This window comes from Serratia sp. Tan611, assembly GCF_905188235.1.
Taxonomy (GTDB): Bacteria; Pseudomonadota; Gammaproteobacteria; order Enterobacterales; family Enterobacteriaceae; genus Serratia_B; species Serratia_B rhizosphaerae.
Genome location: NZ_LR994655.1, coordinates 2293735 through 2307321 on the forward strand (window position 1 = coordinate 2293735; position 13587 = coordinate 2307321).

Annotated in this window: 13 protein-coding genes; 4 read left to right on the forward strand and 9 right to left on the reverse strand. The window is 59.8% G+C overall.

What is annotated here, in order from left to right; all coding sequences use genetic code 11:
- Positions 1-27: 27 nt before the first annotated feature.
- The 6 genes from rnt to TAN611_RS10835 form a co-directional block, all read right to left on the reverse strand.
- Positions 28-717, reverse strand: a complete 690-nt coding sequence (gene rnt / locus TAN611_RS10810; protein ID WP_111737171.1) for a ribonuclease T — start codon at positions 715-717, stop codon at positions 28-30.
- Between the two features lie 78 nt (positions 718-795).
- The gene (gene gloA, locus TAN611_RS10815) at positions 796-1203 is read right to left on the reverse strand and encodes a lactoylglutathione lyase (protein ID WP_105230993.1); all 408 of its coding nucleotides are present in this window, start codon (positions 1201-1203) and stop codon (positions 796-798) included.
- Positions 1204-1399: 196 nt separating this feature from the next.
- A complete protein-coding gene (locus TAN611_RS10820; RefSeq protein WP_203067689.1) occupies positions 1400-2503 on the reverse strand; it encodes an alkene reductase in 1104 nt (367 codons plus the stop codon).
- 89 nt (positions 2504-2592) lie between these two features.
- A complete protein-coding gene (locus TAN611_RS10825; RefSeq protein WP_203067690.1) occupies positions 2593-3213 on the reverse strand; it encodes a TetR/AcrR family transcriptional regulator in 621 nt (206 codons plus the stop codon).
- 97 nt (positions 3214-3310) lie between these two features.
- Positions 3311-4951, reverse strand: coding sequence for a phosphoethanolamine transferase EptA (gene eptA, locus TAN611_RS10830; protein WP_203067691.1), 1641 nt, complete (start codon positions 4949-4951; stop codon positions 3311-3313).
- A 106-nt stretch (positions 4952-5057) separates the two neighbouring features.
- Positions 5058-5699 (reverse strand): NAD(P)-dependent oxidoreductase, encoded by a 642-nt coding sequence (locus TAN611_RS10835; RefSeq protein WP_105230997.1) that lies wholly within the window; start codon positions 5697-5699, stop codon positions 5058-5060.
- A 138-nt stretch (positions 5700-5837) separates the two neighbouring features.
- Here TAN611_RS10835 and TAN611_RS10840 point away from each other — a divergent pair, with 138 nt between their 5' ends.
- From TAN611_RS10840 to TAN611_RS10850, 3 genes are all read left to right on the forward strand, one after another.
- The gene (locus tag TAN611_RS10840; protein WP_187043158.1) at positions 5838-6767 is read left to right on the forward strand and encodes a LysR substrate-binding domain-containing protein; all 930 of its coding nucleotides are present in this window, start codon (positions 5838-5840) and stop codon (positions 6765-6767) included.
- 20 nt (positions 6768-6787) lie between these two features.
- Complete coding sequence (locus TAN611_RS10845) at positions 6788-7027, forward strand: DUF1289 domain-containing protein (RefSeq protein ID WP_105230999.1); 240 nt, start codon at positions 6788-6790, stop codon at positions 7025-7027.
- A gap of 109 nt (positions 7028-7136) precedes the next feature.
- The gene (locus TAN611_RS10850; RefSeq protein WP_203067692.1) at positions 7137-8033 is read left to right on the forward strand and encodes an aldo/keto reductase family oxidoreductase; all 897 of its coding nucleotides are present in this window, start codon (positions 7137-7139) and stop codon (positions 8031-8033) included.
- A 35-nt stretch (positions 8034-8068) separates the two neighbouring features.
- Here the strand turns inward: TAN611_RS10850 and TAN611_RS10855 are convergent, their stop codons facing one another.
- On the reverse strand, positions 8069-9895 hold the full coding sequence (locus TAN611_RS10855; protein WP_203067693.1) for a polyurethanase: 1827 nt from the start codon (positions 9893-9895) through the stop codon (positions 8069-8071).
- A gap of 253 nt (positions 9896-10148) precedes the next feature.
- Here TAN611_RS10855 and sodC point away from each other — a divergent pair, with 253 nt between their 5' ends.
- On the forward strand, positions 10149-10670 hold the full coding sequence (sodC, locus tag TAN611_RS10860; RefSeq protein ID WP_203067694.1) for a superoxide dismutase family protein: 522 nt from the start codon (positions 10149-10151) through the stop codon (positions 10668-10670).
- A gap of 7 nt (positions 10671-10677) precedes the next feature.
- Here sodC and TAN611_RS10865 read toward each other — a convergent pair whose 3' ends face one another.
- Positions 10678-12717: an FUSC family protein gene (locus TAN611_RS10865; protein WP_203067695.1), complete on the reverse strand. Its 2040-nt coding sequence runs from the start codon at positions 12715-12717 to the stop codon at positions 10678-10680.
- A 3-nt stretch (positions 12718-12720) separates the two neighbouring features.
- Positions 12721-13584 carry an HlyD family secretion protein gene (locus TAN611_RS10870; RefSeq protein ID WP_197952120.1) on the reverse strand — a complete coding sequence of 288 codons (864 nt, stop codon included), beginning with the start codon at positions 13582-13584 and terminating at the stop codon, positions 12721-12723.
- Positions 13585-13587: the final 3 nt, after the last annotated feature.

Sequence of the window (13587 nt, forward strand, 5' to 3'; positions counted from 1 at the left end):
TGTATACCGCTGCGCCCATTTTTTGTATTACTCGTCGTCGCCGGCGGCGTCGATCGCCAGCGGCCATCCGCCGAGCCGTTTCCAGCGGTTAACCAGCTCGCAGAACAGCAGGGCGGTCTGCTCGGTATCGTACAGCGCGGAGTGCGCCTGGCTGCTGTCGAAGGTCATGCCGGCGGCGATGCAGGCTTTGGCCAGCACGGTTTGCCCCAGCACCAGACCGCTGAGCGCGGCGGTGTCAAAGGTGGCGAACGGGTGGAAAGGATTACGCTTCAGGCCGGCGCGTTCTGCGGCCGCCATCAGGAAACTGTGGTCGAAGTTGGCGTTGTGCGCCACGATAATCGCCCGGTTGCAGCCTTGCTCTTTCAGGCCTTTGCGCACCGCCTTGAAAATGGCGTGCAGCGCGTCATATTCACTCACCGCGCCGCGCAGCGGATTGTGCGGGTCGATACCGTTAAATGCCAGGGCTTCCGGCTGCAGATTTGCGCCTTCAAAAGGCTCAACGTGGAAATGCAGCGTTTCATCCTGCTGCAGCCAGCCGTCCTCATCCATTTTCAGCGTAACGGCGGCAATTTCCAGCAGCGCGTCGCTCTGGGCGTTAAAGCCGGCGGTTTCTACATCTATTACTACGGGATAAAACCCACGAAAACGACCACTCAGGGCGTTAAGATCACTTTTATCGGCCATCAGTTTCTTATCTTCATCGAATGCAGCGCGCATTATGGCAAATTTTGCCGCGGCGTGCAGGCGGTTATCATGCGGATAATAAAACGGGCGCAGAACGCGCCCGACGGAAACTTAGTTGCCGAGGCCGTGGCCGGCGTGTTTATTCTCGATCAGCTCGATTTTATAGCCGTCTGGATCTTCCACAAACGCGATCACCGTGGTGCCGCCTTTGACCGGGCCGGCTTCGCGGGTGACGTTGCCGCCGGCCTGACGGATGGCGTCGCAGGTGGCGGCGACGTCGTCGACGCCCAGCGCCAGATGGCCGAAGGCGCTGCCCATCTCGTAGCTGTCAACGCCCCAGTTATAGGTCAGTTCAATGACTGCACCTTCGCTCTCTTCGGTATAGCCAACGAATGCCAGCGAGTATTTATATTCCGGGTTTTCACTGGTACGCAGCAAGCGCATGCCTAATACCTTGGTGTAGAAGTCGATAGAGCGTTGCAGGTCACCGACGCGGAGCATGGTATGGAGTAGGCGCATAATTTCCTCTAATTGCAGGTGTTTGCCGTCGTTAACGGCTGAGTTATTGAAACGTCGTTCAGTATAGCGTTGTCGCAGAAGGGAATTCAAATGGCGCGGCGGCGGATGTCTTTAGGTGACGGTGTAACAAAAACCGCGCCGGCCAATAAAACACCAAAGGCCGGCGCAGGGCCGGCCCGTAGCGTAAACGCGGGGGTTACTTCGCCAGGAACGGGTAGTCGGTATAGCCCTGAGCGCCGCCGCCGTAGAAGCTTTCCGGCTGCGGTTCGTTGAGCTCTGCGCCTTGCTGCAGACGTTCGACCAGATCCGGGTTGGCAATATAGCTGCGGCCAAAGGCCACGGCGTCGATATAGCCTTTTTCGATCAGCGCTTCGGCCTTTTCCGCCGTATAGGCGCCGGCGCCGACGATAACGCCGCTAAAGCGCGCGCGCACCGCATCGCGGAAGGCGTCAGAGTAAGGCTTGCCGCCGGCCCAGTCCGGTTCGGAAATATGCAGGAACGCGATGTTGCGCTTATTCAGCTCTTCCACCAGGTACAGCGCCGCTTCTTCCTGATCTTCACCGTTATCCAGGCCGTTGAACGGGCCGAGCGGTGAAATACGGATACCGACGTGCTCGGCGCCCCATTCCTGGATGCTGGCGTCGACCACTTCCAGCGTCAGACGCGTGCGGTTTTCGATGCTGCCGCCATACTGGTCGCTGCGCTGGTTGGAAGCCGGCGACATAAATTGGTGCAGCAGGTAGCCGTGTGCGGCGTGCAGCTCAATGTAATCAAAGCCGGCTTCGCGCGCATTGGCGGTTGCCTGGCGGAAATCATTGATGATGCCGGGAATTTCCGCCGTTTCCAACGCGCGCGGCGTAGAGGTCGGCACGCGTACCCAGGCGCCGGTTTCATCGCGCACGGTGGTGCGGGTGTCGGCGTTGATGGCGGACGGGGCGACCGGCGCCTGCTGGCCCGGCTGCAGGCTGGTATGAGAGATGCGGCCTACGTGCCATAGCTGTACGGCGATATGGCCGTTTTTCTCATGCACCGCCCGGGTGATTTCTTTCCACGCGGCAATTTGTTCCGGCGTATGCAGCCCCGGCGCGCCGGCGTAACCCTTAGCCTGGAAGGAGATTTGCGTCGCTTCGGTGATCAGCAAACCGGCGCTGGCGCGCTGGGCGTAGTACTCTGTCATCAGCGGCGTCGGGATATCGCCCGGTTCAATGCTGCGCAGGCGCGTCAGCGGCGCCATAAATACGCGGTTGGGCAATGTGGCGGCGCCAACCTTCAGCGGGGTAAATAGTTTTTCAATTTTCATAAAGCATCCTATCCTGAATAGACCGGTCGACTAGTGATACATTAAATAAAACCCCTGTGATGTCGGATCTTGGCATCCCAGGGGAGGGCTTAAGGCTGCGCAGGGCGCAGCAGCAGTTCAATACTTTCCAGCGCGCTGGTGAGCGGCGCAACCGAACGACGAATTTTGGCGCGCAGTGAAGCGCCGAGCCACAGCGCGTACAGCGTTTCGGCGGTGGCCGCCGGGCTCATGGTTATCGCCAGCGACCCTTCGCGGATACCGCGTTCAATCGCGTCCTGCAACCGGCCGATCACCTGCGCGCTGCCGGTTTCCAGCGCATGACGCATCGGTTCCGACAGATCGCTGACCTCGGCGGACAGTTTTACCGCCAGGCACGAATTGTGACATTCGCTGCGGCAGTGAAAACTGATGGCCTGCGCATAATAGCTCAGCAACTGGTGGCGGGCATCGCTGCCGCTGTCGTTGAACAACGCCAGCATGGCGATGTCATAATGCGCGAAATAGCGTTGCAGCATGGCTTCGCCGAAGGCTTCCTTCGAGCGGAAGTAGTGATAAAACGAGCCCTTGGGCACCCCGGCGGTAGCCAGCAGTTCGCTCAGGCCCATGCCGGTAAACCCCAGGCGCAGGCTGAGTGACTCGCCGGTGGCGAGCAGGTGTTCGCGTGTATCTGTGTTGCAATGCGTATGTTTCGTCGTCATGAGGCTGAGCATAATAGACCAGTTGGTCTAGATCAAGAGGGAAAGAAAAAAACCGACGCTGAGGCGCCGGCCATGATGGTGAGTATTGTGCCTCAGCGGCGCAGGGAAGTTAAGCGCTGTCGCTGCGGCAGCGCTGCAGAATATCCAATTGAGACTGATACTGCCGGGTCTGCACGTTCAGCATGCCAAGCAGGGTATGGAACAGATTATCCTGCGAGACGGCATCCCGCTGCGCGATATTTTGCAGGCACTGGCGGTTAATGCCGAAGCTGCGCTGATAGTCTGCCGACATCCACATCAGGAACGGTACGTGCGTCTGTTGGCTCGGTGCGAACAGATACGGCGTGCCGTGCAGGTACATACCATTTTCCCCTAACGATTCGCCGTGATCCGACAGGTATACCAGCGCGGTATTGAAACGGTCGCTGTACTGCTGCAGCAGTTTGATGGTGCTGTCGAGCATGGCGTCGCTGTACAGCAGCGAATTGTCATAGGTATTGATCAGTTGCTGGTGGCTACAGTCCTGGATCTGATTGCTGTCGCAGGTCGGGGTAAAACGGCGGAACTCAGGCGTGCTGCGGCGGTAGTAGGCCGGGCCGTGGCTGCCCATCTGGTGCAGCACAATCACGCCGTCGTCTTTCAGGCTATCAATATAGTCCCGCAGGTGATACAGCAGCACACTGTCCATACAGACGTCACCTTCACAATCCTGCGGTAGTTGCAGTTTGGTCATATCGACGTGAGGGATCCGGTCACAGGCGCCTTTACAGCCGTTATCGTTATCGCGCCACAGCACGTTGATTCCGGCATGGGCCAAAACGTCCATCAGTCCCTCCTGATGCTCGGCCAGGGTGGCGTTATACCTGCTGCGCGTCATATTCGAAAACATACAGGGGACCGATACCGCGGTTTCGGTACCGCAGGAGGCGGCGTTTTTAAAATAGATCACGCTGTCCTGTTGCAGGCGCGGGTTGGTGACGCGCCCGTAGCCGCCCAGCGAGAAGTTTTCCGCGCGCGCGGTTTCGCCGACCACCAGTATCACCAGCGTCTTTTTCTGCTCGGCGCGGAGCAACGGCCCCTTATGGGCGTCCTCGCCGATTTTCACCAGAGGCAGGCTGCGGGTGAGTTCGCGCTGTTCGGTGAGCTTGATGGCGCCGGCGATAAAATTCGACGGCGTCAGCATTTTCACCACGCTTTTGTTGTTGCGAATCAGCGACGCGTAGTCTTTATAGAATAATGCAGCGATCAGCAGAATCACCACCAGCGACAGCATCACGTTGGCGGCGCGCAGGCCGAGCGTGTACCACCACGGGCGGGTCTGGCGAATCCTGACGATAGACACCGCCGCTGCCGGCAGCACGCCAAGCAGCAGCAGCCACAGCCCCATTTGCGGCGTCAGCAGCGCGCCGATCTCCTGCGCATTGGTTTCAACGGCACTTTGCATCATATCGCCGTCGATCACGACGCCATAGCTATACATAAAGTAGTTGGCCGCAGCGCTGCCCAGCAGGAAAACAATCATTAACGGTTTGCGCAGATAGGGGATGGTCAGCATGCTGAAAATGATGTTCAGCGCGCAGAAGATCACCACCGGCATGGTGGCGGCGAACAGCAGGTTGTTGAAACTGCCGAAACGGATATATGACCACGCCGTATGCAAAAACAGCGCATTTTGAAATAGCGTAAAGAACAGCGCGCAGCCTAGGATAAAGCTCAGGCTGCCGCATGAAAATTTTGGTAGTAACCGCATTGCCGCATTGTCATCCTGTAGAAAGTCATGCAGGGCAATCTAGCGGGTGAAACTTAAGATAACCTTAGAGGCATGCCGGCCGCGCGGAGCGGCCGGGCTGGCGATATCAGTAGGCGGCGGTAAACTGCGCCCGGATAAACTGCGGTTTTTCGATTTCGTCGACGATCGCCACCGCCAGGTCTTCCACCGAAATATGCGCCGGCGCATCGCCGTCCATCAGCAGGCTGGTGGTGCCGAGGCGGAATTGGCCGGTGCGTTTGCCCGGCTCCAGCATGGCGGCCGGAGACAGATAGGTCCACTCCAGGCTGTGGTTCTGCAGCAGCTGGTTGCGCAAATCACGCACCGCGCGGGCGCCGGGGCGAATATTTTCCGGGAATTCCGGCGTATCGACCAGTTCTACGCCGGGTGCGACCTGCAGGCTGCCGGCGCCGCCGACCACCAGAAAACGCGTGACGCCGGCGGCGTTCACCGCGCTGAGAATTTGCTGCATGCCGGCCACGGTTTTGTCATACAGGTTATCTTCCCCCCAGCCGGGGTTAAAGGCGCTGATCACCGCATCCTGCCCGCGCAGCTGCGTGGTCAGCCAGTCGGTATCGGCCACGTCGCCGAGTGCGATATGCAGGCGGGCGTTGTCCGGTAAATCTTTTTTCTGCCGGGCGATGGCGGTGACGTCCAGTCCGCGCGACAGGGCTTCATCCACTACGCGACGGCCTACAAAACCGGTGGCTCCAATAATGGCAATTTTCATCTGCTTGCTCCTGATAAGTGATAAGGCAACCGTGGGGCCGAGGTCGTGCCCCGGCGTGATGCAGATACTCTAGATCTTAACAATAGATTTGATTAGTGCCATATTGATGCTTTCTTTATTAAGTAAAACTTTATAGTGATGGATAAACTCAATCGAATGGCGGTGTTTGCCGTGGTGGTGGCCGAAGGATCGCTGGCGGCGGCGGCACGGCGGCTGGGCATGTCGTCATCGGCGGTCAGCCAGCACCTGCGCGCGTTGGAAAGTTCGCTTGGCGTGCCGCTGCTGCACCGCTCCACGCGCAAACTGGCGCTGACCGAGGCCGGCGCGGCGTTTTATCCCGGCTGCGAAGCCATGCTGCAACAGGCGCAACAGGCGCAGCAGCGGCTGGCGGAATTGCGGGACACGCTGGTGGGGGAGCTGCGCATCGCCACCACCGTCGGTATCGGCGGCGGGCCGCTGGCCGAGGCGCTGGCGCCGCTGTTGCAGGCGCATCCGCAGCTGACGCTGCGCGTGCTGGCGGATGACCGGGTGGTGGATATGATTGAGCAGCGGGTGGATATTTCGCTGCGGGTCAGCCGGCAGCTGGCGGACACCTCGATGATCGCGCACGCTCTGAGCGAGTGGCCGATGGTATTGTGCGCTGCGCCGCGCTATCTGAGCCAGCACGGCGTGCCGGAAACGCCGCAGGCGCTGCAGCAGCACCGCTGGATCAGCGGCAACAACGCCGCTTTTCCGCTGGATTTGCACCATGCCTCGGGGGAGACCTTCAGGCTGCGGCAGGCGCAGGGCCAGATCGTCAGCGACAGTATGCATGTGATGCGCGCCTTTACCCGTATGGGGCTTGGCATCTCCGGTCAGCCGCTGTATGAGATTGGCGATGAACTGCGGCGCGGCGAGCTGATTGCGCTGTTGCCCGCCTGGCGGCCGACGCCGCTGCGGTTGCATGCGCTGACGCTGGAACGCGCAATGCCGGAGAAAACCCGCCAGGCGCTGCGCTATCTACGCGATTATTTTCGCCGTCTGGCGGAAAAGTCGCTTGCCATCAACGCCGATGACGTCTTCAATTAAGGGACGAGTCAGGAGGTGGTGTGCCGCAGCAACTTGAGTTCTTCGACATTCCCAGCCCGTGTCGCGGCATTTGTCAGGCCGACGAGCGCGGATACTGCCGTGGCTGCCTGCGCAGCCGCGAGGAGCGCTTCGGCTGGATGAACATGAGCGATGCGCAAAAGCGCGACGTGCTGCGCCTGTGCCGCCAGCGGCTGCTGCGTCTGCAGCGTGCCAATAAGGCGGCGGAAGAACAAAACCCCGATCAGCCTTCGCTATTCTGAGCACTTTTCCCATGAATTTTCCGATCCTGCGCACGGGCCGCCGCGCGCTGCGTTTCCCTACGTCGCCGGCTTGTGTATGCTGGGGAAAACACCGTTATGAGGTCTGAACATGGGTCATCGTATTCAACTGGCGCCGCAGGGGCCGGAATTTTCCCGTATGGTCTGCGGTTACTGGCGGCTGATGGAGTGGGGCATGTCGCCGCAACAGCTGCTGGGGTTTATCGAGCAGCACTTTGAGCTGGGGATCACCACCGCCGACCACGCGGATATCTATGGCGGCTATGCGTGCGAGCAGGCATTTGGTGACGCGCTGCGGCTGCAGCCGGCGCTGCGTCAGCGGCTGGAACTGGTGAGCAAATGCGGCATTGCCACCACCGCCAAGCCGGGCAACCCGATCGGTCATTACATCACCGACCGCAGTCATATCGTCAGCAGCGCCGAGCATTCGCTGCAAAAGCTGCATACCGACTATCTCGATCTGCTGCTGATTCACCGTCCCGATCCGCTGATGGACGCCGACGAGGTGGCCGAAGCCTTTGTCGATCTGCACAAAAGCGGTAAGGTGCGCCACTTTGGCGTGTCTAACTTCACCCCGGCGCAGTTTACGCTGCTGCAGTCCCGTCTGCCGTTTTCGCTGGTCACCAATCAGGTCGAGATCTCGCCGCTACATCAGCCGGCGCTGCTGGATGGCACGCTCGACCAGTGCCAGCAGTTGCGCATCAAGCCGATGGCCTGGTCCTGTCTGGGGGGCGGACGGCTGTTCAGCGGCGCGGAGAGCCAGCCGTTGCGCAACGAACTGCACAGTGTGGCGCAGGAGATCGGCGCCGACACGATTGAACAGGTGGTTTACGCCTGGGTGATGCGTCTGCCGTCCGCGCCGCTGCCGATTATTGGTTCGGGTAAAATCGAACGCGTCACATCGGCGTTGCGGGCGCTGGAGCTGACGATGAGCCGCGAGCAGTGGTTCCGCATCCGCAAGGCGGCGCTGGGGTATGACGTTCCCTGACGGCGTGCGCCGGCCACTGTCGGCCGGCGCATTAATCAGGCCACAATCAGCTGGCCGTCCTGCAGCGACTGCGGGCTGACGCCGACCAGCGTCACGCTGCTGTCGCCCAGCCCGATAGTCAGATTGTTATCCGCTTCATGGTATTCGACCTGGCTGCCGGCGCCGATAAACACCAGCTTATCGCTTGCCTGCAACCCCTCCAGCCGATCGTGGCCGAAGCTGCCGCTGAACAGAAACGTATTGCCGCCGCCGCCGGCCTGCAGTTGGTCGTTGCCGGCTCCGCCGACAAACGTATGGTTGCCGAGCTGGCCGTTCAGCGTATCGTCGCCTTCCAGCCCGAACAGCCAGCCGCCGGCCTGCGTTGCCGTCAGGCTGTCGCCGCCGTCGCCGCCGTTGAGCGAGTCGGCGTAAGCGGTCAGCCCCGACGCAGAGAGCAGGCCATCGGCGGTGACCTGATGATCGACGTTTTTATTCAGCACGACGAGCTGCAACTCTTTGCTGCGCAGCGTAGAGATATTCTCGGCAAGGGTAATCCCGCCGTCGGCGTCGCGCAGATACAGGTTTACGCCGTCGTACGCCACTTCGCGATCCTGCAGCGGCTGCTGGATATCCAGCGTATTGCGGCCGTCACCGCCGAGGATCCAGTTATAGCCGCCGCCGTCGCGGAAGGTATCGTCGCCGGCGCGCCCTTCGAGGTAATTGTTGCCCTGACCGCCTTTGATGAGATCATTGCCATCGCTGCCGATGATAAAGGTCGGTCCGCTGTGCGTCTCGGCATTGCGGTTGAGATCTTCCACCCAGGTCGAGCCGCGGGTCACGTTGGACAGATTGGTGACGATCACCGTCGAATTTTGCCCGGTAAGATCGTAAAACGCCGAGTCCAGCACGCGCGTCAGACCGTCCTGATAGGCACTGGGCAGGTGCGACAGCCAGGTGGGAATATTCAGGATGGAAAACGGCAGCGCGTTCCAGGCGGCGGAGGCGTAGTGATCGTTAAAATTGACGATATTATTGGTGGCGTTCTCTTTTACGCCGTCGTGCACCCCCAGCGAACCGGCGGTCAGCGTACTGCCGTCGAGGGCGCGGAACACCGGGTCGTTTTCGTAACCGATATTCAGCACCCGATCGTCGCCTTGGTGCTGAGTGGGTGAGGCGAATGCCACATAGTTGGCGTGTGCGTAGAAACCGTCCCAGTTAGCGTCACTCATGCTGGCCATACTGTTGACGGCCATGCCGCCCAGGCTGTGGCCGCTGACCACCACGTCTTCGCCCGTCAGGCCGTTTTGTTGCGCAAAGCGCGCCACGTCGCCCAGCAGCGTATTAAAGGCGTTAAGCGTGTAGTGGTCGGCATAACCCGCCGGGCCGAAGCCGGCCAGCAGATCGTTAATCACATCGCCGATACTGTCGCTGATGACCGATTCGCGCGGTCCGCTGGTGCCGCGGAAGGCGATGCCGATCTCGGTCAGCTTGCCGGCATCGTCATACTTCGCCAGCACTTCAGCCTGTGCGGTTTCATAGCCCCTGGTTTCGCCGAAATAGGTGCCACGGGCGTCGGTTTTACCCTGGTAGCCCAACTGCTGAGCATCGACCCGCGTCCAGCCGGCCTCGGTGACCGCCTCCAGCGCGGCCTTTTCCGCATCCGGGTTCCAGGGAATGCCGGGCAGCGCGCCCTGCGAGTCGGTACTGCCGAGGATACCGCCAACCAGCGTCAGCGGCAGCCCCAGGCCATAGCCGTTATTCTGATAGCCGACGGCAAAGCCGTTATCGATGTTATGGTATGCATAGTGGGAGATCGCCATCGCGTCGGCAAACAGCGTTTTGGACGCAGCGGCGTCCGTCTCACGATAATCAAAAATGCCCATAGCCGGTTCCTTTTGATGCCGGTTGCCGTTATGTTGGTGATTCGCTTGATGATCTTCGGCAGCCGGGATTAAGTTAAACAGGATAAACCGAACGACAACTGGTCAGATGACTGACCACAAGCGGTAAAGAAGTATTAGCACAGATGGATAATTATGCGAGCCGGGCAGGCAATATTGCGCTCCGGTCGGGTGCGGCGAGGCTCGTCTTCTATACTCAAAGTTCGATAACGGACGTGAATGGAGAGGTTGATTTATGAAACATTTTTGGTGTGCGGCAATCGGCCTGCTGGCCTGCGGCGTTGCCCAGGCGGCAACGGAAGAGGTGGATATTCATTTGGTGACCGCGCAGGGCATCGGTCAGGATCTTGGTAAGATCGCCATCAGCGAAACGCCGTACGGGCTGCAGTTTACACCGCAGCTCAAAGCGTTGCCCGCAGGCATCCACGGTTTTCACGTACATGAGAACGGCAGCTGCGAGCCGGCGATGAAAGAGGGCAAGGCGGTGGCGGCGCTGGCGGCCGGCGGCCACTTTGACCCGGAAAAAACCGGCAAACACCTGGGGCCGTATGCCGATGGCCACCTGGGAGACTTACCGGCTATCTACGTTGCCGAAGATGGCACCGCCAGCTATCCGGTGCTGGCGCCAAGGCTGAAAAAAATCAGCGACATTGAAGGCAAGGCGCTGATGGTGCACGTCGGCGGCGATAACCATGCCGATCGGCCGAAACCGCTGGGCGGCGGCGGTGACCGCTTCGCCTGCGGGGTGATCAAATAACCGTGCGTCAGGATGGGGCCGTTATGACGGCGGCCCCATCGTCCTGCGGCGGCGCGATAGCCTGCCGCAGCTGTTGCAGCGAGCAGTATAGCCGCCACACCAGCCCGGCCAATTCCCGCGCCGCCGCGTCATGATGCTGCGCCAGCGCATCGCCTATCCGTAGTAACTCCCGCAGTGTCGCATCCAGCGAACGGTGCTGAACGCCTCTTTCCGTCATAATGCCGCGCAGGCAGTGAATACAGCGATCGCGCACCGCCGAGAGCGGGTCGGAGCGCGTCTGCCAGTCACGCAGCTGCCAGACGATATGGCTGCAGTTCAGCAGCACCACGCCCCAGCGCAGCAGCCAGGTGCGCGCCTCCTGGTCCTGGCTCTGATTCAACTGGCTGATGCGGTGGTAAATCAGCGATTCGAACCGGCTTTGGCGCAGCTGCGGCTTTTGGCTCAGTTGGTCAATAAAATCGCGCCGCAGGGCGCGGATGATGCGCCGGCTTTTGCGCTTGTCCGAACTGGGGCGCAGGATCTGGAAGGCCAGCCCGGCCAACAGAACGCCGACGATCTTGCCGATATTGTCATTGAGGAATGACTGATAGTCGTAACTCGGCGGGTTGGTGATGGTAAGAAAAGAGCCCATAAAGACAATCAGCTGTCCCCACAGCGCGGCGTAGGGGGGATTCTGCAGCTTGAGCATTTGCATGGTGACCAGCACCGGGAACAGAAAGGCGCAGAACAGCCAGAAATCATCGATTTGCACCATCAGACCGAATTTCACCACAAAGCAGCCGACGGACAGCAGCACCAGCGCTTTTAACAGCGTGGTGATGCTTTTGATCGGCGACGGCGTGGCGGAGTAGAGCACGCAACTGATGGCGGTCAGCGTCAGAGCGGCGCTGCCGGCCTCCCACTGCGTGTTGATCCAGTAGGCGCAGCCGAGCACGATGCTTAAAAAAGTGCGCAGCCCGTTGTAGGCCGCTTCATAACTGTCGGTATGGCGCGCCAGCGCGCTGACCGCCGGAGGCTGAATATTGCTGACCGGCGTGGCGTTTTCCAGCTGCAGCAGCCAGCGGTTGGCCTGCAGATACAGCCAGCAGAAGTCGCGCAGCCGCAGGAAAAAAGCATGGTGGCGATAGTCCGTTTCATCCAGCGGCGCGATCTGCTGCAGGATTTTCGCCAGCCGGTATTTGTCGGTATGCGCATTGCGCAGTTCGTCAAGCAGCTGTGTCAGTACCGGCTCCAGATTGGCCGGCGGATCCGGCCAGTTGAGCAGCATACGCCGCAGGCTGGAAATTACGCTGGTCAGGCGCAGCTGCAGGTGCAGCATGTAGTTGAGCACATGGTTTTGCCGGCGCAGCCGGTAGTGGCTCCAGAACGCCTGAATACGCAGCAGATTCATGGTGAGGATCTGGCTGATGACCCCTTCGTGGGAGGTGCGGATCTGCGGCGTCACCTCCGGTTGCCACAGCATGGCGGCGTGCTCCAGCAGGCGCAGATGCATGCGGCGCAGGGAGGTCAGCAGCGTTTCGCCGTCAGAGGTGCTGGGCAGGATCATCATCATCAGCGCGCCGCACAGGATGCCGGTAATCACCTCGCAGACGCGCGCCTGGGCAAGGTTGAAAATATCCAGCGTGTCCGTCACGTTCACCGTACTGAAGGCGATAATGGCGGCGGTGTAGCCCGACAGGGCGAAGGCATAGGAGACATTGTTCTGGTAGTGGTTGGAAATATAGGTGCACAGCCCGATCCAGGCGGCGATAAACAGCGTGAACAGCCAGGGATCGTTCAGGCAGTGGCCGGCGATGGCGACCGATGCGGCGGCGCCGATCAGGCTGCCGATAATCCGGCCGATACTCTTGCTGATAACGCCGCCCACCGTGGGGAAACTGACCACCGCCGCCGAGGTGAGCGCCCAGTAGGGCTCGTCCAGATCAAGGGCGAACGCTACCCAGAGCGCCAGACACATTGCCAACGAATTACGCAGCGCATAGCGCCACTGGCCGCCGGTGGCGCGCCCCCACGGCGTGCGTTTCCATTCCAGAAACGGCAGATTCATTGATTAACCTTTCTGATGTATAGAAATGGTGCAGGTGGTGCCGGCGACCAGCGGCAGGTCGGCGGGCACATTGAGCAATTTTATCCGTACCGGCACGCGCTGCGCCAAACGTACCCAGGGCACATTGGGTTTCACATCCATTAATAAATTGCCGCCGTTTTCGACGCTTTGGTCATAAATAGCGCGACCGATGCTCTCGACCTGTCCCTGTAAAGGCACATTGCCATTATATAAAGTGATATCCGCTTTGTTTCCCTCTTTAATATGCTTGAGTTTGGTCTCTTCAAAATAACCGAGCACATAAAAAGAGTGCACATCGACCAGCGCCACCAGCGGGGTGCCGGTGCTGGCATAGTTACCCACCCGCGCCTGTAAATTAGTGATATAACCGTCCGTCGGCGCATAAATTTGCGTTTTACTTAAATTCCATTTTGCCTGTTCAAGATTTGCCTGAGCGGCTTTATAAGCCGCTTTCATTGCCTGTGCGGTTAAATTTGCAGCGTCCAGCGCTTCGCTGGAAATAACATCGCGCGGCAGTCCGCGGCGGCGGGCGGCTTCATGTTCGGCCTTCGCCAGGTCGGACTGCGCTTTGGCAAGCGCCGCCTCGGCATTCGCCAGCGCGATGCGGTAAGGCTCGGCGTCCAGGCTAAATATCAGACTGCCGGCGGAAACATATTGGTTATCGTGTACGGTTATTTTGGTCAGCCGGCCTGAGACTTCCGGGGTGATATTGACCAGTTCCGCGCGTACTTTGCCATCGCGGGTCCAGGGAGACTGCATATAATAATTCCACAGCCACCAACCGGCGCAAATGGCGATGGCGCAGACAATGACCGTGGAAAAATATTTTAATGTTTTATACTTCATCGG

What these genes read in the sequence shown, in the direction of transcription:
- rnt (WP_111737171.1), bottom strand. Translation starts at nt 717, where the DNA reads ATGCGCGCTGCATTCGATGAAGATAAGAAACTGATGGCCGATAAAAGT.
- gloA (WP_105230993.1), bottom strand. Translation starts at nt 1,203, where the DNA reads ATGCGCCTACTCCATACCATGCTCCGCGTCGGTGACCTGCAACGCTCT.
- TAN611_RS10820 (WP_203067689.1), bottom strand. Translation starts at nt 2,503, where the DNA reads ATGAAAATTGAAAAACTATTTACCCCGCTGAAGGTTGGCGCCGCCACA.
- TAN611_RS10825 (WP_203067690.1), bottom strand. Translation starts at nt 3,213, where the DNA reads ATGCTCAGCCTCATGACGACGAAACATACGCATTGCAACACAGATACA.
- eptA (WP_203067691.1), bottom strand. Translation starts at nt 4,951, where the DNA reads ATGCGGTTACTACCAAAATTTTCATGCGGCAGCCTGAGCTTTATCCTA.
- TAN611_RS10835 (WP_105230997.1), bottom strand. Translation starts at nt 5,699, where the DNA reads ATGAAAATTGCCATTATTGGAGCCACCGGTTTTGTAGGCCGTCGCGTA.
- TAN611_RS10840 (WP_187043158.1), top strand. Translation starts at nt 5,838, where the DNA reads ATGGATAAACTCAATCGAATGGCGGTGTTTGCCGTGGTGGTGGCCGAA.
- TAN611_RS10850 (WP_203067692.1), top strand. Translation starts at nt 7,137, where the DNA reads ATGGGTCATCGTATTCAACTGGCGCCGCAGGGGCCGGAATTTTCCCGT.
- TAN611_RS10855 (WP_203067693.1), bottom strand. Translation starts at nt 9,895, where the DNA reads ATGGGCATTTTTGATTATCGTGAGACGGACGCCGCTGCGTCCAAAACG.
- sodC (WP_203067694.1), top strand. Translation starts at nt 10,149, where the DNA reads ATGAAACATTTTTGGTGTGCGGCAATCGGCCTGCTGGCCTGCGGCGTT.
- TAN611_RS10865 (WP_203067695.1), bottom strand. Translation starts at nt 12,717, where the DNA reads ATGAATCTGCCGTTTCTGGAATGGAAACGCACGCCGTGGGGGCGCGCC.
- TAN611_RS10870 (WP_197952120.1), bottom strand. Translation starts at nt 13,584, where the DNA reads ATGAAGTATAAAACATTAAAATATTTTTCCACGGTCATTGTCTGCGCC.